The 18,640-nt window shown below is 67.7% G+C and carries 15 protein-coding genes and 1 pseudogene; 6 read left to right on the top strand and 10 right to left on the bottom strand.

Going from position 1 to position 18,640, the window contains the following annotated elements; all coding sequences use genetic code 11:
* Window positions 1–29: 29 nt before the first annotated feature.
* The 3 genes and pseudogenes from GA0070216_RS24935 to GA0070216_RS24925 form a co-directional block, all read left to right on the top strand.
* Window positions 30–245 (top strand): annotated as a pseudogene (locus GA0070216_RS24935) (ABC transporter ATP-binding protein); the annotation flags it as partial.
* Between the two features lie 15 nt (window positions 246–260).
* Window positions 261–875 carry an AAA family ATPase gene (locus GA0070216_RS24930; protein WP_091251075.1) on the top strand — a complete coding sequence of 205 codons (615 nt, stop codon included), beginning with the start codon at window positions 261–263 and terminating at the stop codon, window positions 873–875.
* Between the two features lie 177 nt (window positions 876–1,052).
* Window positions 1,053–1,388 (top strand): nucleotidyltransferase family protein, encoded by a 336-nt coding sequence (locus GA0070216_RS24925; RefSeq protein WP_245722698.1) that lies wholly within the window; start codon window positions 1,053–1,055, stop codon window positions 1,386–1,388.
* A gap of 45 nt (window positions 1,389–1,433) precedes the next feature.
* On the opposite strand, the gene GA0070216_RS24920 is transcribed toward GA0070216_RS24925, so the two are convergent.
* Window positions 1,434–2,036 (bottom strand): PolC-type DNA polymerase III domain-containing protein, encoded by a 603-nt coding sequence (locus GA0070216_RS24920; RefSeq protein WP_245722697.1) that lies wholly within the window; start codon window positions 2,034–2,036, stop codon window positions 1,434–1,436.
* Here GA0070216_RS24920 and GA0070216_RS24915 point away from each other — a divergent pair.
* Window positions 2,023–2,910 (top strand): pentapeptide repeat-containing protein, encoded by an 888-nt coding sequence (locus tag GA0070216_RS24915; protein WP_245722696.1) that lies wholly within the window; start codon window positions 2,023–2,025, stop codon window positions 2,908–2,910. The genes GA0070216_RS24920 and GA0070216_RS24915 overlap by 14 nt on opposite strands.
* On the opposite strand, the gene GA0070216_RS24910 is transcribed toward GA0070216_RS24915, so the two are convergent.
* The 3 genes from GA0070216_RS24910 to GA0070216_RS24895 form a co-directional block, all read right to left on the bottom strand.
* Window positions 2,881–3,900 (bottom strand): coiled-coil domain-containing protein, encoded by a 1,020-nt coding sequence (locus GA0070216_RS24910; protein ID WP_141723198.1) that lies wholly within the window; start codon window positions 3,898–3,900, stop codon window positions 2,881–2,883. The genes GA0070216_RS24915 and GA0070216_RS24910 overlap by 30 nt on opposite strands.
* A 2,095-nt stretch (window positions 3,901–5,995) precedes the next feature.
* Window positions 5,996–7,873 carry an AfsR/SARP family transcriptional regulator gene (locus tag GA0070216_RS36225; RefSeq protein ID WP_141723197.1) on the bottom strand — a complete coding sequence of 626 codons (1,878 nt, stop codon included), beginning with the start codon at window positions 7,871–7,873 and terminating at the stop codon, window positions 5,996–5,998.
* A gap of 79 nt (window positions 7,874–7,952) precedes the next feature.
* Window positions 7,953–9,785: an Hsp70 family protein gene (locus GA0070216_RS24895; protein WP_091251013.1), complete on the bottom strand. Its 1,833-nt coding sequence runs from the start codon at window positions 9,783–9,785 to the stop codon at window positions 7,953–7,955.
* Window positions 9,786–10,164: 379 nt separating this feature from the next.
* Between GA0070216_RS24895 and GA0070216_RS24890 the strand changes: the two genes are divergently transcribed.
* Together GA0070216_RS24890 and GA0070216_RS24885 are read left to right on the top strand one after the other, a co-directional pair.
* Window positions 10,165–12,978 carry a BTAD domain-containing putative transcriptional regulator gene (locus tag GA0070216_RS24890; RefSeq protein WP_091251012.1) on the top strand — a complete coding sequence of 938 codons (2,814 nt, stop codon included), beginning with the start codon at window positions 10,165–10,167 and terminating at the stop codon, window positions 12,976–12,978.
* 380 nt (window positions 12,979–13,358) lie between these two features.
* Window positions 13,359–14,441 carry a hypothetical protein gene (locus tag GA0070216_RS24885; protein WP_141723196.1) on the top strand — a complete coding sequence of 361 codons (1,083 nt, stop codon included), beginning with the start codon at window positions 13,359–13,361 and terminating at the stop codon, window positions 14,439–14,441.
* A gap of 88 nt (window positions 14,442–14,529) precedes the next feature.
* On the opposite strand, the gene GA0070216_RS34020 is transcribed toward GA0070216_RS24885, so the two are convergent.
* The 6 genes from GA0070216_RS34020 to GA0070216_RS24865 all read right to left on the bottom strand — a co-directional run bounded on the left by GA0070216_RS34020 (window position 14,530) and on the right by GA0070216_RS24865 (window position 18,540).
* The gene (locus tag GA0070216_RS34020) at window positions 14,530–15,390 is read right to left on the bottom strand and encodes a hypothetical protein (RefSeq protein ID WP_141723195.1); all 861 of its coding nucleotides are present in this window, start codon (window positions 15,388–15,390) and stop codon (window positions 14,530–14,532) included.
* Window positions 15,391–15,396: 6 nt separating this feature from the next.
* Window positions 15,397–16,185: a hypothetical protein gene (locus GA0070216_RS34015; protein ID WP_141723194.1), complete on the bottom strand. Its 789-nt coding sequence runs from the start codon at window positions 16,183–16,185 to the stop codon at window positions 15,397–15,399.
* Window positions 16,186–16,275: 90 nt separating this feature from the next.
* Window positions 16,276–16,833 (bottom strand): DUF4262 domain-containing protein, encoded by a 558-nt coding sequence (locus tag GA0070216_RS35745; protein WP_245722695.1) that lies wholly within the window; start codon window positions 16,831–16,833, stop codon window positions 16,276–16,278.
* An 86-nt stretch (window positions 16,834–16,919) separates the two neighbouring features.
* Entirely contained in the window at window positions 16,920–17,288 is a 369-nt protein-coding gene (locus GA0070216_RS24875; protein WP_091251009.1) for a hypothetical protein, read from the bottom strand.
* A gap of 101 nt (window positions 17,289–17,389) precedes the next feature.
* Window positions 17,390–17,932: an HAD domain-containing protein gene (locus tag GA0070216_RS24870; RefSeq protein WP_091251007.1), complete on the bottom strand. Its 543-nt coding sequence runs from the start codon at window positions 17,930–17,932 to the stop codon at window positions 17,390–17,392.
* On the bottom strand, window positions 17,929–18,540 hold the full coding sequence (locus tag GA0070216_RS24865; RefSeq protein WP_091251004.1) for a hypothetical protein: 612 nt from the start codon (window positions 18,538–18,540) through the stop codon (window positions 17,929–17,931). Before GA0070216_RS24865 ends, GA0070216_RS24870 begins: the two co-directional genes overlap by 4 nt.
* Window positions 18,541–18,640: the final 100 nt, after the last annotated feature.

The following is an 18,640-nucleotide window of genomic DNA, read 5'->3' as shown; positions in this document are numbered from 1 at the left end:
GCGGCTTCGACGCGGCACCAGGGGCGCTGGGGACGACGATCCTGATCACCCACCGGCTGGCCAACGTCCGCCACGCCGACCGCATCTTCGTCCTGCACCACGGCCGTCTCGTCGAGTCCGGCACCCACGACCAGCTCATCACCGCCCACGGACGGTATGTCGAGCTGTTCATCCTCCAGGCCGCCGGTTACGACATCACCACCGGGCCCGCCCCGACGGTGCCCCGGCAGACCACGACCGCCTGACGGAGCACCATGACGATGTCGAATCCCACGAAGGTCGTGTCCCCGACGTTGGTGATCATTAGGGGAAACTCCGGTAGCGGGAAGACCACGGCCGCCCGTGAGGCCAGGCGCCGCTTCGGACGTGGTGCCGCCCTGTTGGAGCAGGACTACCTGCGCAGAATCATTCTCCGGGAACACGACAGCGCCGATATCGACCCGGTTGCGCCGGCGTTCATCACCGCGACCGCGCGCACTGCCCTCGACCTGGGCTACCACGTCATCGTCGAAGGCATCCTGCACACCCAACGCTATGCCACCGTGCTGCACCAGCTCATCGGCGACCATCCCGGACCGGCCGCCGTGTTCTACCTGGATGTGTCCTTCGACGAAACCGTCCGCCGGCACCTAGGCCGGGACGAGCCGATTCCCGTCACCCCCGACGAGATGCGCCGCTGGTACACCCACCGCGACCTGCTCGACATCCCCGGGGAGACCGTCATCGAGGAGACCAGCACCTTCGAGCAGACGGTCACCACGATCCTGCACGCCAGTGGCCTCACCACCGTCGTACCGCAGACGCCCTGCCCGCGACGATGCCCGCACTGCGCCCGCAAAGCCGACCAGACGACCGCTGCGACGGAGGTCCCTTGACACCACGTCCGGACCGGAACTCCGCAGCTCAGAGCAGCCCGTGTCCACCGTGAGATGCTCAAGACGTACGCCGCCAAGGAAGAAACAGGTGCGACCTGCGGATGTGAAGGTGACGTTTTTCGACCTCGCCGACCCTGAGGCCGGGACAACGATGATCGGGCCATCGCCCGGCTGGCCGTGATCGGGCCGGGTCTGCCGTGGGAGGCGAAGAACCAGGCCGTCGTGCACACCTGGTATCCGCAACGGTTCGGCGGACTGCCAGTCCCACCGGTGCGCGGCATCGTCGAGGGGGTCGCCACTTGGCCTGAGTACGCGACCGTCGTCGCGATCCACCTTGACCCCGACAACCACACCGCGGTCTGCGCGCCGCACGGCCTCGACGACCTCCTCGACGGCGTGTGGCGGCGCAACCCCTGCCGAGTCAGCGAGAAGACCTCCCACGAGCGGCTTGCCCGGCACCGCCCGACGCAGCGGTGGCCGGGAGTCCAGGTCACCACTGGTCATCCTGCCTGATGCGGCAGTGGCTGCGGCTGACCGAGCCCGGCGCGGTGTGACTGCTCAGAATAGAGCGGGCTGGGGGGTATGGGACGGTGTCTGCCTCGCGGGGGTCGTCGGTATGCCGGCTACGGCGACCAGTTCGGTGATCGTTGGCGGTGCCGCCCAGCGTTTGTTGATCAGTTTAGGCAGCAGCATCGCTGCGGCGATGGTGTCCCAGAGTGCGCGGTGTGGCTGCGATCCGGGTGCGGCGGCGTTGACGTGATCGGTGAGGCCGAGCGCGTCGATGAGTGAGGCCAGGCTGTGCGGGCGGCCGGTGGCCAGCGTGCGGGCGAGGCGCAGGGTGTCGATGAGGCCGGCGGGCTGGATGCCGGGGACCTGGCGGTGCAGTAGTCGCCAGTCGACGTTGATGTTGTGGCCGACGAGGTAGCGGCCGTTGATCCGGTCGGCCAGGACTGACGGCAGCACACTCGGGCGCGGGGCTGAGCTGACCGCTACGGCCTGCGTGCCATCATGAGCCATGCGTTCTCTGCGGCGCCGGTTGGCTTTGAGCATGGACATGGTGGAGCGACGGCTGTCCCGCGCCAGTGCGATCCGACGACGCTGGCCACTTTTCATGCTGGCCGCCTCGGCGGTTACTACGTGCGGAGTCTTGGCCTTTCTCATCGGTCCGGTGGCTCGATGGCTGACGCCGCTGACGGGCGTGTCCGACAAGGACGTCTCGGCGTCCCTCAACGCGACACGTCAAATGCTTCTCGTGGCCGTTGCCGGCGTCGTGACGGCGGCCGGGCTAGCATTCACTGCGCGTACCTTCTTTCTGACCAGACGCGGTCAGTGGGCAGATCGGTATGGCAAGGCGGTAACGCAGCTCGGGTCCGCAGAGCCAATGGAGCGAGTCGGCGGGATCTACGCCCTGGAACGGCTGATGGCTGAGTCCCCGCAGGACCACTGGACGGTGGTCGAGGTACTGGCCACCTTCGTCCGTCGGCATGCCGCACGGCCGGAGGGCAAGTCAGCTGACGGCGAGTCGGCCGCGCCACCCCTGGTTGACGTTCAGTCAGCCCTGACCGTGCTGTGCCGCAGACCCCGGAGGTCGGAGACCCGCGCTCTCGATCTCTCAGGCACCAATCTCCGCGGCGCGGTGATGTCCGATGGGCATTTGCCCCTGACGCGCTTCGACAACTCGTGCCTTAAGGGGGCTGACCTCAGCGGAGCCGACCTGCGCGGCGCATCGTTTCTGGACGCCGACCTCACGGAGGCGCTACTGGTGAACAGCGGTCTCGAAGATGCGTTCCTTACCGCCGCCGATCTGAGCTGGGCTGCCCTTGCCGGGGCACGGCTGGATCGGGCGAGTCTCGTAGCGGCACGACTAGAGGGCACGATCCTTGAGGGAGCCCAACTCTACGGTGCTCTGCTGACCCCACCGGACGTCAACGGTCTCACCGCCGACCAGTTAACGACAGCGTTGCTGGACGACGCCACGGAGCTACCGTCACACCTTGCCACCTCCTCAGGAACGGACCGGGCCGCCCGTGCCTGACAGCTGCCGGGGCACGAGGAGGCGAACCCACCACCGGCGGTAAACCTGATCGATCGTCTTGCGTGCGGCGTCTAGGGCAGCGCCGCACTCCTTGTTCTCAGCCCGGAGTTGCTGGTTCGCCCGCTGGAAGTTCGCCCTATCTCTGCTCATCTCGGACAGCGACTGCCGCAATTCCACGGCCTCCCGCCCTGCCTTTTCCTGGATCGAGGAAAGCTCCTCGGTTAGCCGCTTCATCCGAATGCCCCATGCCTCGTCGATTTTGCGGAGCTCCTCCTGAGTATCGCGCAGTTGCAGTTCGGCTTGGTACTTAAGCCGTTCCTCATACTGCGCCCGTTCGAACTGAAACTCAACCAGCCGGTAATTCACCTCCGCAAGCTCGGTAGCGATCCGCTCGCGTTCGGTGCTGACGGCGTAGAGCTCGCCCTTCAACCGTTTGATCTCTCGGCGCAGCCGGCGGCGCTCGGACTCCAATTCGTTGATCCGCTGCGCCAGCCGGTCCTCGTCAGCCTTCCTACGCAGGGCCTCGATCAGGGCCGAGACACGGTCGACCTCACCCTCGACCGAGCGCATGCCGCGGACGATTTCATCGTGGTGCTCGCGCTCGGCGTCCGCGCGTCGTCGCAACTGCCGGCCCAGCGCCTGAAGGTGCTCAGGATCACTCGGGATCGCGATGGCGTGCTCCCCGGCCGTCGTGTGGCCCGATCCGGCCTGACCGAGCTCGAAGCTGCCCTCCTCCTTGACGGCGGTAACCCATAATTTTTCGATCACCTGCACGTCACCACCGAGGGCCTCGGTGACTTGCAGCCAGTACTCCCAGGCCGGCAGGGCCGGACCGGAGAACATCTTCATCACCGTCTCCGGGACGACACCACCGGCCGTACGGGCGGCGATCTGGACCGGGTCGAGCATGCCAAGGACGGAACAGACCTCCCGAAAATGGTCCTTGAGGTCTTCGAGAGCCTTGGCCGACGTACGGCCATTCGACGGCATGGCGACTCCTGACAACCGTGACTGCGGGCTCTCTCGATGGAGAACCACCGTACCGGCTACGCAGCCTAATATGACCGCACGAGGCGGCCGGAGGTGTCGGAATCCCGTCCCCCGGAGCAGCTCGTGTACGTGGGGGACGCGCCTGACTACCCGGGCCGCGTGGTCAGGCCCGATGGCAGGCAATACGCGCTGTTGCAGAGTCGAGTCATGATTGCGGTGTGGCCCGCCGCCGGCTGGCCCTCCGGCATGGTGCCTTGCACATCGAGCGGCAGGACGTAATCGGCGTAGTCCGCTAACTTGATCTTTAACCTGCTGGGTGGTGGCATCGGCCCGGATGATCATAGGGACAGCCCTTGATGATCATTCCTCTTGTCTAGTACTCCAGCCGGGTACTGCGTCGATTTACGTGTTCGGCCTGGGTGCGGCGCGTCTGGACAGAACCGTGATCGTGTCCGGGACGGATCACATCCTGGCAGGCAAGAATAACGCTGCTCAGCTTCCATGGTCGTCTGCGGCGGAGGTGGAGTCGCTCAGCAGCTGGTGGAGATAGTCGCACACTGTTCGCCCAGCGCCACGGGCATGCAGTGATCGGACGCACTGACGAGGCTTCCTGGCTGTTCCCGGGCGGGCAGGCCGGGCCAACCGATGAGCGCACGCCACGCCATGCGACGCCTGCAAGCCTTCGATATCCGAGGCCGGCTCGCGCGCAACACCACCCTGATGGAGTTGGCCTCCGAGCTCCCGGCAGTCGTGCTCAGTCGCCTGCTCGGCCTGAATATCGACAGCGCCACCACCTGGAACCCCAGCGCAACCGGACACCGCGCCGCCTACGCGGCCACCTCTCACGCCGCCGGGAGTCTCCCCGCTGGGCCGTCCACGCTGATCTCGGCTCCGCCATCCCCAAAGAAACACCCGACACCGCAGAAGAGAAGACCGGCGGCGAGACGAAGGGCGAAGGAGAAAGATAGGCTACATCGCCGCCGAGCACTTCCGCCGAGCCGACGTCCCGGAGACCACTGGCCGGCGCAATATTGGTAGCTTCCTCTGACGCAAGTCAGATGTCGGAGCTATCTACGATGACGCTCTGACGAGTTGCAACCTTCCTCGTTGAATGGCAGACGGGTTGTCTAGTAACTCGGCTTCCTGAACGACCGCCAGGAAGCCTTTTGCGACTGGGTAGGCATCCCTCGCTTCCAGCGTCGTTTCAATTACTATCGTACTCTCGTCTACATCGACCGAGACCGAGCTGTTGTAGATTTCGTTCCCTTGACTTTCAAAGGAGAGTAGCTTTTCCATCAGCTGTGTAGCGCGTTGACCGAGGAACGCAGGAGAGAGGCCTTGACCTTCGTCTGCCAAAACGGCTGCTCGAAGAGTGATCCGGACCCGCATCTGACCTCGCCCCTTCTTTGCTGCCCTGCCAGCAATTCAACGCAAATGCCCATTGCAGGAGGTCATCGGCGTACTCCTTGGGTTTAGGTGGCATGTTGTTGACGATGCGATAGTGTCGCCGACATGGGCAATATATGTTTCGATAACTTATCGTCTTCTCCTCGTTCTCCTGCGAGTAGCCTATGATGAAGCGGCAGAGTGTAAGGATCCTTACAGCCCGGGCGATCGATGGGTGGACTTCGAAGCGCGGCAATTCTCTCTCCTGTTGCGCTAGCCGACAACCTCTCCAAACGAGAGACATGCTCGAAGGTTGCGCTGTTCAGCAGCGTTTCGACCGGGCGACGGACACCGTGTGCGACATGGGCGGAAAGCTCTGCCGGTCATGAGGTGGGTGGCGAGGTCAAGGGCGCAGGACGGCAGCGGTGCCGGTGTGTGAGGCGGTGGATCCTCCGCTGCGGTGTCCAGTAGACAGCTTTCTGCTGGAGAGGGATGAGTTCTAACCGGGCGGGAGCGCAGGTCATCGACCGGCTGCCCCTTGGCCTCCAAGATCGCGACCAACAGACCGAGGAGGCCGCTCATTCAGCGCGCTGGTGCCCCGAACTCGTCTGCCATGGCCACCAAGCCGTTGATCACCCGCAGAGTGCCCGGACACCCGAGGTCGGAATGCGCGGCTACACCAATGCCGGAGCCCGGTGACCGCAGCGTCTCATTGCCCTCCGGCGAGGCGGGGTGGCGTCAGGCCCGCATCAGTGAGCCTCTGGTGGTAGCGGCCGAGGAGCGTCTCGGCGTCGTGGGGTCTGCCGAGTGTGATGAGTGCGCGGGCAGCTTGGTCGTGGAGGTCTTCGTTGTAGGGGTCGATGTGGAGGGCGTCTTGGAGGTGAAGTAGCCGTGCTGTCGGGTCGGCAGCGTCACGGGCAAGGGCGGTATGGGAGTCGATGACGTGTCGCCGGGTGCTTTCGCGTATCGGGTCGAGCCAGGGCCAGCTGTGGTTGACCGCGATGTCGCCGGTGTAGTGGTCGATGATCGTCTGGTAGGCGTGGGTGGGGTGGGTGACGGTGGTGGCGGCGTGGGCGATGGCGGCGTGCAGTTGCCAGAGGTCGACGTCGATCTGCTGGTGGTTGAGGTGGTATCGGTCGTCGGTGTGGTCGATGGGGTGGGGGTGTCCACTGGTGGTGATGTCTTTGCGCAGGTCGCTGAGGGTGGTGTAGAGGCGGCGGTTGACGGTGTGGGGGGCCAGGCCTGGCCAGATCATGGTGGCGAGATCGCGGGTGGCGAGGCCGGCGGGGTGGACGGCGAGGGCGACGAGGATCTGCAGGGCGGCGCTGCGGCGGATGATTATTGGTTGGCCTTGTGCCCGCAGGATGGGCGTGCCGAGGACATGCAGGGCGAAGGTCTTCGCCGGGGCGGGTTCGGGCGGTGGGGTGGGTTCTGCTGGTCGTTGTCGGGGGATGACCGCCGTGGGTGCCCTGGTGGGGGCGAGAACGGCGAGCAGGTCGAGGGCGGCGGTGGCGGTGAGTACGCACAGTCGCGCCTGCCCACCGCCGTTGGCGGTGCGTCCGTCTGACGCGATGTGCCAGGTCGCCGGGGTCCAGTGGCCGACGAGGGTGCCGGTGGTGTGGGTAAGTGCGGTGGTGAGCCGGGCGGCGGTGGTGGGGTCGGTGGGCGCGTGGGTGAGTAGCGTCGGCGGTGGTCCGGACGGGTCCTTCATCAGCACGGTGATGGCGTCGTCGGGGGTGTCGGTGACGGTCAGTCCGGGCACGTCGTGCAGGGGTGGGGTGTGTGGTCCGAGGAGCGTGTGGAGGTCGGTTCGGCTGGTGACGACGGTGGTGGGGTGTCCGGTGGGGCGGAGGGCTTGGAGCAGGGTGGTGATGAGGAAGCCGCGGGCGGCGTCGGCGGCTCCAGGGCCGGTCAGGCCTACCCCTCCGGTCGGGATGACTGGTGAGGGCACCGGGCTGGCTGGGGTGGCGGCAAGTGTGGCTTGGACGGCGGTGACGGTGGGCGGCAGGGCGGTCAGGTCGCTGTCGTCGCGGTGGCGTCCGGGGGGTTGGGGTAGGTAGACGCGGCGGCGGCGTAACCAGACCGCGGCACCGGCGGCGGCGATCTGATGTGCGGTGTCGGTGGGTATCCATCCTCCTGGTACGTCGACACCTGCGGCGGCTGCCTGCGAGGGCTGGGGACGGGGGTGCTCATCCGTGCTGGTGGGAGTGGGGGCGGGTTGATCGACTGTCGCGGTGGCGGTGGTGGTGGGTGCCCACAGGGCGGCGGCGCCGGCCATGCCGGTGGCGGTGGCCTGCATGGGGGTGGGCAGCGGCACGCGTCGTAGCCGCCGGATGGTCGTCGCCGCGCGTGTCACGGCGGCGCGTAGGGCGATGCCGACGACCAGGAGCCACAGCATCCAGGCGAGGAGCGCCAGACCGGCGGTCAAGGTTTCCTCGGTCAGGGGATCGGAGACCCACTGGTGGAGTTGTCCCTGGGTGAGGTGGGCCGGTAGGGGCCATCCGATGGCGTAGGTGAGCACGAGCGGCGGGCCGACCAGCATCGCGGTGAGTGCCGCCGCGGAGGCGACCTGTCGGGGCCACCTCACCGCGCCCACTCCTGGTGGTCGGGCTGGCCTCCGCACCGAGGGCAGGGGCGGTCGACGGCGGCGGGGTGGTGGCTGGTCATCAGGTGGTGGCCGGGGTGCGGACGAGGCGGGTCCACAGCCGGTACACCCACCACACGGCCACGGCCGTGGCGTAGATACCGGCGAGGGTGCCGGTCATGCGGGGCGCGGTGATGGCGGAGGTGATCACCGCCAGCGGCGCGCCCAGGACCAACCGCAGCGCCCAGGGACGGACCAGCGCCATGACCGTGCCGATGCCGAGCAGCAGTCCACCTACACGGCCGGACAGGTCGATCCAGAACACCATGTCCGGCCACCGGTCCGCAGTCATCGAGTACTGGACCAGGCCTATCCCGACTGCGGCGGTGAGCACGGAACTGGCGGGGAACGACAGCAGGGCCGACCATCCGCCGGGCGGGGTGCGCCACTGGCGGGCGGCGACAACAGCGGCGATGAGGGCGAGGACCGCGACTGGTGCGAGGGGGAGCAGGGCCCATCGCAGGAACGGGCCGACCGGCATCTTCAGGTACTGGGCGGCGATCACCGCGTAGAGGCTCGCGATGGCCGCGCCCAGCGACACGGCCGACAGGATGCCGATACTCACGGTGCCGGCAGGGGATCGTGTCGTGGGTGCGGCGCTGTGGGCGGCGGCCAGGGACCCCAGGAGCGTGCCGGCGCACAGGCAGGCGATGACCGCGAACACGGCGGCCATCGCCAGTTGTCCCCAGGACGGTTCCGCCCACTCGTTGGGGTAGACGCCGCCGCGGGTGACGGTGAGCAGCATCTGCGTGATCATCACCAGCGACGCGAAGCCGGGCACCGCGATGCCCAGCGCCCGCCGTGCCGGCGGCACCGGCTCCTGCCCCGCCGTGTGCTCACCGTTGGCGGTGCTGCTGCTGCTTGCGCCGGCGGCGCCGCGGGCCGCGGCGAGCGCCGGGTCCTCGACGACCCACGGGGCCAGGCCGGCCAGTTCGGCGATCACCGTCGCGGTCTGCGGTAGCCGTGCCGTGCCGCCGACCAGGACAATGCCGGCCAGGTCCGCCGTGGTGAGTTCCGCGGCGGCGACCGCGTCGGCGGTGAGCTGCCCGACCCGTTCCAGGATCGGCCGGGCCACCTGCTCCAGCACCATGCTGGTGGCCACCACCGCCGTGCCGGTGGGCTGCGGCACGGTGATGGCGGCGTGGTAGGCGAGAGTTTCCTTCGCGGCCCGTACGCTCACCGCCCACGCCCACCCACCGCCGTCGGCTCCGCCGGCCAGGATGGCGGCGAGGGCGTGGTCGATGGCATCCCCACCGGCGTCGGGGTCGGCGAGGGTGGCGAGGACCTCGAACCCGGCGGGACCACGCCGCAGGACCGTCACCTCCGCCCCACCGCCGACGTCCACCACCGCCAGGTACGCGCCCACCGGCATCTGGGCACCGGTGGCCAGCAGGTGCTCGGCCACCGCGACCGGCGCCTCCACCAGCCGGGGCTGTCCCAGCCCGGCGCGGTGCGCCGCGTGCCGCATCCACGTGCGCCGTCGGGGCCCCCAGCCGGCGGGCACCACGAGCCGCACATCCTCCAGGGGCGCGCCGGTCAACTGTCCGGCCTGCTCGGCGACCCGGCGCAGGGTGGCCGCCACGAGGTCCGCCGCCTCGAGCTGCCGGCCATCGACGGTGAGAGTCTGTTCGGCGAACCGTTGGGGCGCGGGCACGAACCGGTGCGGCTGACGCACTGCGGCCTGCCACGCCTGCTGCCCGGTCCACACACTGGTGTCCTCGGCCACCCATACGGCGCTGGGCATCGCGGGGGCACCGTCGACGGTGACCGGGGTCCACCGGCCGTCCGGCCACGCGAGCACCGCCACCGTGCTGGCGCCTCCGTAGTCGATCGCCAGCCGCGCCTGCCCCGACATGCGGATCAGTCAAACATGAAAATGATCCTCACGTCACCCGTGAAATGCGCCTCCACGCTGCGCCGAGGCGACACGAGCACATCGATGGACAACATTCACCCGGCAGCCACCGCCCTGCCGCCATCGGCCGCGACGGCCACCGGAGAGACCGTGCCGGTGACGGCAGTACGACGGATAACGATGCCTACCTTCCCTGCGGACGGCCCCGCCCGTCTTCACCCCGAGAACTCGGCCAACGAGGGTATCTGGGCGCTGAGCTGCGTTTGTAAGGTCGTGTGAGGTGCTGTGACCTTCTGTGAACCGCCGCAATGGTCCCCACCAGCCTGTCCGGCCCTAGCGTTGCCCGCACACCCCGGCCCGGTTGGCAGGAAGGGACGTCATGGGCATCCGGACAACCGCTCGCATCGGCAAAACCCTGATCGCCGCCACCGTCATCGGCGCTCCCGCGCTGCTGCTGTGGGACCTCGCCCGCCCCCGCGTGCGGCAGCCGACCGGCGACGAGGTGAAGGCGTGGATCAGCCAGCCGCTGACACCGGAACTCCTCGCCGTCCTGGCGATCGCCGCAGGGTGGGCGCTGTGGGCGCTGCTGGCCATCACCCTGCTCACCCACCTGTCCGACCGCGCGGGACGCCGCCTGCACCGGCTCGCCGGGCTACGTCTGCCGGGGCCGTTGCAGGGACTGACCGCCGCGCTGCTCGGCGCGACCGCCGTCACCGCCGCCGCCAGCGGCGCGACCCCCGCCGTCCTGGTCGCCGCAGACTCGCCGGCAAACCCCAGCCCGCCACCCCTCACCGGCGACCACGGCACCCGCCCCGCCACGCCAACGGTGGGCCCGGACGGCGGTGGCACCGAGAGGCGGCCCACGGTCGTCGTGCGTCGCGGTGACAGCCTGTCCGCGATCGCCGCCCGCCGCCTCGACGACGCCGACCGGTGGCGCGAGATCTACTCCCTCAACCGCGGCGCGCGGTTCACCACCGGCAGCCTGACCGACCCTGACCTCATCCGCCCCGGCTGGCGGCTACGCCTGCCCGCCCACCCGGACACCCCGGCTCCACCCGCGCCCTCCACGAGCTCACAGTGGGCACCCAACACCGACCCGAACAACATCCCATCCCCACCACCCGATACGGACACCCGCCCACCGGCCACACCAGCCACCACCACACCCGAAGCGCCAGCCACACCCCGCCCTGACCGTGACCGTTCACCTGCGGACTGTGACCGCCCCGGGGTGTCCCTCGGCGACCGGGGATGGATCGACGCCGCCTTGGCTGCCGCAGTGCTGGCCGCTGCCACTCTCGCCTGGACCAACCGGCGAACCCCACCTGGCCCCACGTCCTCGAAGACCCACGGACACGATCCACAGACACGGCCGCTGCCCACAGTCCTGGCCCGCATCCGCCGCGCGCTGCCCATGCCCACCCCTTTTACCAGCGGAGATTCCGACAGCAGGCCCCGCCCCCTCAGGGCGAGGGGCACACCCGCGGAGGTCACCGCCAACCCAACCCCCGCCTACCCGGAAATGGTCGGGTTCCCCCGCACCGGCCCGATCGACGCCCTGGCCGACACGAACCCGGTCACCCCCGAGCCGACCAGCCGCACGACCGTCGGGTGGCCGGCGGCAGGACTCGGACTGACCGGACCAGCCGCGCAGGCAGCAGCACGCGGACTCCTCGTCTCAACTCTCGCCACCGCCGCACCCGAGGACCCGGAGCAACACGGCCAGGTCGTCATCCCCTCCAGCGTCCTGACCACCCTGTTGCGGGACCACGCCGACCTGGTGGCAGACACGCCCCGCCTGACCGTCACCGATACCCCCACAGACGCCCTCAACCTGGTGGAGGAGCAGGTCCTGCGACGCACCCGGGTCTGCGGCGGATACGAGGTCGACACCGTCGCCGCGCTCCGCGACACCCACCCGACGGCAGAAGCGCTGCCCCCGCTGCTGCTCATCACCGATGCCACCGCACCACACGAACGTGCCCGCACCGCCGCACTGCTTACCCAGGGACAGCGCCTCGACATCCGCGGTGTGCTGCTCGGCGCCTGGGCGGACGGGAACACCGTCGCCGTCGTCGCCGACGGGTCGACCACCGCCGCCGACGGCGAACAACCCCACGACACGTCCCTACCGGGTGTCGGTCGACTCACCGTGGTGACCCCCGCCGACACCGTCGACCTGCTGGCCGCCCTCGCCCGAGCGCACGCCGACCTCCATCCGCGTTCCCCCCGAGGCCACATCGCTGGCATCCAAGAACCACGACCGCGTCCGGCCGCCGGAGATACGGCCGCCGACGATGGTCTGCCTCCCGACGACGCCGACGAGCCGACACCCACCGAGAGCACCCATACGACGACGATCGCCCACCACCCGAGCATCACACCGTCGGACATCGACGACCAGCCGGACGATCACGGTGAAGGAGTGGCAGTGCAGGTCCTCGGCGGCGCTTACATCCTGCGCAGAGACACCAGCATGCCGCTGCGGGCGAAGGCCCTCGAACTGCTGGTCTACCTCGTCGTGCACGACGGCGAAGCGACCCAGGACACGATCATCGAGGACCTGCTTCCCGACGCGCCCCTGACGAAGGCCCCGCACCGGCTGCACACCTACGTGTCCGCGCTGCGCAAAACCCTCGCCCGCACCGGCGGCCACGGCATCTACCTCACCCACCCCACTCACCGCTACGCCCTCAACCGGCAGACGGTCGACGCCGACCTGTGGCGGATGCGCGCAGCGCTCTGCGACGCCGACCGCGCCACCGATGACAACGACCGGTTGGCGGCACTACGTCGTGCCGTCGACGCCTACGGTGGCAGCCTCGCCGACGGCTTCGACTACGAGTGGATCGAAGCCCACCGCGAAGGCATCCGCCGGCAGGCACTCGACGCCCACCTCGCGCTGGCGCGCACGACACCGGACCCGGACGAGGCCCTCACGGTCATCCGGGCCGCCATCCGACACGACCCCTACGCCGAGCCGCTGTACCAGCAGGCGATGCGAACGTGTGCCACCCTCGGACACCTCGACGAGATTCACGCCCTACGCCACGCCCTCACCCGCCGTCTGGCCGAGATCGACGCCGTGCCGAGCCAGGCCACCCTCGCCCTCGCCGACCACCTGTCCCCCGGCCCGTCACCTGATCGGCTCGCGGGACAACCGCGTACCCGCGGCAACGGACGCCAGCTATGACAGCGCCTTCCCTACCCCCGCGCGGTACCGGTCAGCCCGAACCCTCCACCGCCCCGACCGGACCTGCGACGCCCACCACCGATGACCATCCCGGCCCGCGACCCACACCGCCGCAGCCCTGCGAAGGCACGTCGCGGGAACCCGGCCATGACCGGGTACCCGTACGAGGGTCCAACGCTGTCCCGGCGACCCGCGACGACCTCGACACCGACATCCTTCACGCGGTCAGGCGTGCCACCCGAACCCGCCAGGCGTTCTACGTTCTAGTGCTGGCCGTAGCCCTCGCCGGCCAGGTCACCGGTGCCGCCCAAGCCCTCGGCATCCCGCTCGCCGTCGCCGTCCCCGCCGTCGCCACCCTCGAACTGGGCGGCGTCGTGGTAATGGCCGACGCGGACGTACGCCGCCGGCTCGGCGAGCGGGCAATCGCCTCGCGCCTACTCTCGGCGGCGATCGCCGCCGCGGCGGTGACGTTCAACTGGACCGCCCACCCCCAGCACCTCCTCGGCGGCTTCTACGCCGGCATGTCCGCCCTTGGATACCTCGTCTGGCTCATCCACGCCGGCAACCAACGCCGCGACCGGCTCCGCGCCACCGGGAACCTCCCACCCACACCACCGGCCTACGAGATCGTCGGACACTGGATCCGGCATCCCGCCCTCACCCTGCGAGCCCGGACGATCGCCAAGACAGACGGCCTCGACCTCTACGAATCCCTGAAGGAAGCCCGCACCGCGATCACCCGCGAACACCGCAACACCGCGATCGCCCGACTGCTACACCGCAAGATCCGTACGAACCTGGACGCCACCACCGCCGACATCGCCGTTCGGGTATACGACCTCGACGAGATCGCCACCCGCCTCACCAACACCGCCGACTACCACGGGCTGACCACACTCCTCGCCACGGACCTCACCCCCGAACGCATCATCGCCGCCAACGCTGCTGGCTGCCGCCCTCGCTGGCGCAGACGACAGGGCCACACCAAGACAGCGAGGGTCGCCCAACCCAGCGAATCTCCGCCAGTCGCCTCCGCCCCGCCTGCGGCTGACCCTCCGGAAGACGGCGGACAGGAGCCGCAGTCACAGCGGGAACCCGAGCCCATCACCGACAACGCGCAACACCTGCTTGCTACAAGGCACGACGGTGTTCCAGCACGATCACCCGCGCCGCCGCCGGACGAACCGATCGTCGTGCACTCGGCAGGTCGCAGCGAGAGCGGTAGCGATGCCGCTGGCGATCACGAGGCGTCGGCAATTCCTCAGGGAACCGCAGAGGCAGTCGCCTACTGGCTGCGCAAAGAACCGAACATGGACCCCGAGTTGCTTGCCGAGAGGATCGGCAAGTCACTGCGTTCGGTCTACCGGCACCTGCCACCGGACTACCCCCGACGACCGGGAATCGCCAGAGACCGGACGCGGCAACACGCGCGCCCCGTGCGACGTGCCGGTCAGCGCGAGTGACGCCTGGCAAGCAACGTCCATCCGTCGAACGTGGGGCAGGTCCGCAAGCCAACCGGAGCACCAGGCAGCCCAGTCGAGACTGCATTCGCTATCGAGAGGCGAACCGTGCAAGCTCTTCGAGGATTTCTTCGAAGGCGGCCGATCTCGCACCAGAGCTCGCCACGAATTTTCTTACCTGATTGAGAGTTCTCGATGGGCAGTTCTTGTCAGGGATGTTCTTTTGGTTGAGGAAGTAGCCTTTGCTCGGCACGGGCGTGACAACCAATCCAGTTCCAGCATGAATGTCCTCAACCCCTCCGTCGAATTTGACATGCATATCAATCTGGTATAACCAGATGTCGGAATATTCTGGCAGCTTCCCAATGCCAATTGAGAATACAAGCCTCTCGGTCTTTCCTGCCGGTATTTGATGCCGCACCACTTGATTAATGCTGAACGGAGTAGGCCTGTCTGGGAAGGGGATCTTTATGTCGTAGCGTCCCGCTATCTCGATTGGACTCCCGCCCTTTTCGCAGGTCTCGATTTTCTGCGAGTATCGGAACGTGAAATAGACTTCAGAGACGACTGCGACTTGATCACCAATATTCTTTAGTACCACGTCGAGGACCGGTGACTCTATTTCAGCTTTGCCCGCTGGGGATCCAAGGTCAAGGACGTCAGCCTGTATGCTACTCAGCTTCTCAGCAGAGAAGGCTGATACTCTCAGCTTCGGTCCAATCGGCTCAGGGGCGGGCTTTACTCCTACGTAAAAGGCGGCACTAATACCCGCTAAAGTGGCTATTAAGCCAAGAGAGCCGAGTATTGCGTTGAGGGCGTACGTCTTATTGGCGATTCTGTTGGTTTCTCGCCCCACGGTAATGGCTTCGGTGTTCTCCGCAGCTCCGGGTTGGGGTGCGTGCCCACTTTCGGCGCTCTTCCTCGCTTTCCTTGCCCGGGAAGATCTTGACACGATGACTTACTCCTCCAAAGCTTGATTACCGAACGCCGAACGCCGAACCCAACCGCATACGGTCCGTTCGTCAGTAGTGAGCCGGGCAAGTAGGAATTCCTCGTGTGTTACAGAAACTTCAACGCGACCGTAGACTTCCGGTTCGCCTATTTCCGGAGCCGCTTCCTCTGGGGCGACTTTGGCAGCGATGGGATTCCTAATAACGGCTTTCTGCATGTCCTCGCTGAAACAATCCCTGTCCGGAGCGCTAGGGGCTGGGTGGATCCGAATAGGATAGCCGTTTCGCGCACTTACGAAGTACTGTAATTTCTTCATGGGCGGAGCCGCGCAAGTATCTTTCTGGCTTTTCAGGGAGGTTGATACTTGAAAGCCGGATTCTGCGGGATGGACCTCGGTCTGGGCTGCGTCACACCTTGAGTGTCGGTAGAAAGGGTAGTGCAACTGTTGTGCAGACCCGTCTTGCCATACCCACATGTACCAGGACAGCTGCATTCCTTGATCAGCGGACTGCAGTGCGAGAGCAGCATCCTCATCGCCGTCATCGTCCACGTCAGCAAATGCTGGGGAGCCGAAAATTTCGTACTTTAGGGTTTCGTTTTGCCTCGAAGGAGAGTCAATTTTACCCTCGAATCTTCCATTCTTGAGCTTTAGGTTGAGCAGAATAGGCGTTCCACTCAGAGTCGAATAGTCCAGCCATAAGGTATTTCGAAAGTCGAACGTGCGGATTCCCTGATCAATATCATCCGGATCCGGATTGTTAGTAGGAGGCGATGAGCAGCCGGTGACTGCGGTCACCAAGATCAGTGTGGCCAGTGGAGCCAGCGGGGTCCAGGGTGATCTGCGATGGTCTGGCACGTTGTAATCCTACCGCGTGGCGTCCAATTCCTATGCGGGGTTCATCTGGCCCTCCTCAGCCTGCGTGACTACACGTGGGGCTTTTGACGGGAACAGGTGGACTATTGCGACGCCATTGGACGTAACAAGTCGATGAAGGTCAATCCTGAAGTCCGGGGGTGGGCTGGGGGTTGTCCGCTCAGCCCACCCCCAGACGCCGCCGATCCGCAGGTACCCTTCCGCTGCACTTGGGTGGTGTGGTGAACATGTCCGCGCTCCGGCCTCGGTGTGGTGACGGTCGGGCCACACCATCTGCTGCAGACGGACGCGAGCGCGGCCGTAGCGGGCGATCGCCATCCCCGGGAGCAGGTCAGCGGTGGGTAGGCCGTCGATGATGATGGCGTCGTAGCCGGCGATGAGGTTGCGGATGCGCTGACCGTGGGTGAACCGTTCGGCTCTGTCGTAGACCCGGCGGGCCAGATCGTTGAGCAGGCTGTGGGCAATCTCGGGGGGCAGTCCGGCGGTGATCAGCTCCGGATAGCCGTGGGCGGTGAGCCCGACGGTGTAGGCGAACGGGGTGGTGTCGGGGTCGTCGTCGGTGGGCAGCACCTACGTGACGGCCCAGCCAATGGTGTCGATGATGTGTTCCTGGCGTTGGAAGAAGTCGTCGATGCTCGGCATGTGATGTCTCCTGATCATTGGGGTGTGGAGGTGGAGTCCGGGTCGGGTGGCTCGACTTCGACGAATCCCCAGAGCCGTTGCATGACCTGGAGTTGCCAGGTGCGGTAGCGGTCGGCGAAGCCGCGGCAGACCGCGGGCGGGACCGGGCTGCCGGCGTACGGCAGGGTGGAGTGGCAGATGATGTAGCCGGCGTCGCCGCAGGCCTCGGTGACCATTTGCTTGAGCTGGCCGGGTTCGAGGTGCATCGGGTTGCCGGGTGTGAAGATGCAGGTGGCGCACTCGCGGGCGAGCAGGCGGGTTTTGCGCAGCTGCGGGTCGCCGACGTTGAGCGGGGCTGACCGGTCGGCGTGCGGGTCGTCTGCGGGCGGGAAGGTGCTGTCCATCGTCGACTCCTTGTCGTTACGCGGCGTGGGGCCCGCATCCGTGGATGCGGACCCCACGTGCTGTGGCGGAGACGGGCGGTGTGGCGCCGGTGCGGCCTGGTTCAGAGCTGACCCAGCCAGGTCAGCACCGTGTCGATGTCAGCGCGGCGCAGCCCGTGGTGCGGGTCGACCGGGTGGAGCAGGGTCGGCGCGCCGTCGGCGGTGCGCTGCTCGGCGGTGAAGGGGTCCTTCCCGCCGAACTCGTCGTCGAGGACGGCCAGTGGCCGCCGCGCGGCCCAGGCGTACAGGGCTGGGAGTTTGCGCTGATGACCGAAGCGGACACCGCCCGCGTGGACGGCGATGTGCGGCCAGGTGGCCGGTAGGCCCAGTCGTGGCGCGATCCATGCGGCGGCGAGGTGGTTCCAGCTGGTGCACCACACCAGCTGGGCGTGGTCGGCCAGTTTCCGCAGCCACCGCCCGTGGTCGGGGTGGAGCCAGACGGTGCCGGTGACGTGCCGGCCGTCGGGGCCGGGCCCGTCGTAGCGGTGCGGCCGGTAGCCGAGCGCCGCGGCGCGGGCCGGGTCGTCGGGGTGGAGCACGCCGTCCACGTCGACGGCCACGATCGGCGGGAGCGCGGGGCGCGCCAGCGGGTGGGTGCTGGTCACGGCTGGGCCTCCTGATGGGTCACCGGGTGCAGGGGCACGATGAGCCGGTCGGCGGTGCGGCCGGGTCCGTCGTCGGGCTGCCAGGCGTCGGCTGCGGCGTGGGCGGGGAACGGGCCGACGGCGGCGAACCGGCCACCGGTGCGGTCGAGCAGCACGAGAGCGCAGGTGCGGGCGTCGTAGAGGGCGGGATGTAGGGCGGCGGCGAGGTCGGTCGGCAGGTCGACCCAGCAGGCAGCGGGTAGGGCTGTGGCGGTGGGGTCGTGCAGCGGTGCGGGCCTGGTCGCGGCGAGGGTGGTGCTGTCGAGGGCGAGCGTCGCCGCGTGGGCGCCGGCGGCGGTGGCGCCGCTGGTGGGGCTGTAGGCGTCGAGTTCGCCGCCGGTGTGGACGGCGAGCAGCGTGTACGGGTCGCGGATCTCCAGCGAGTCGAGGACGGCGAGGGTGACCACGTCCCCGGTGGGCATGTCGGTCAGGGTGAGCAGGACCGGCCGGCCGTCCGGGTCACGGGTCCAGGTGATCGCGTCGAAGTGTTCGCTGGTGACGCTGCTGAGGCGTCGCCAGGCCCGGTTGTCGGTGTCGAAGGGGTATTCGCTGTCGGTGCCGTAGCGCATGGGATGAACTCCTCGTGATGGGCGGCGTCGTCTCGCGTCCCGGCCCGGCCTGTCAGGGCCGGTCGGGACGCAAGGCATGCACGCTTCGGTGGCGCGGGAT

The sequence above is a fragment of the Micromonospora matsumotoense genome, from assembly GCF_900091525.1.
Taxonomy (GTDB): domain Bacteria; phylum Actinomycetota; class Actinomycetes; order Mycobacteriales; family Micromonosporaceae; genus Micromonospora; species Micromonospora matsumotoensis.
The sequence above is the reverse complement of the archived record's forward strand: the minus strand, read 5'-3'. Positions and strand labels throughout refer to the sequence as shown.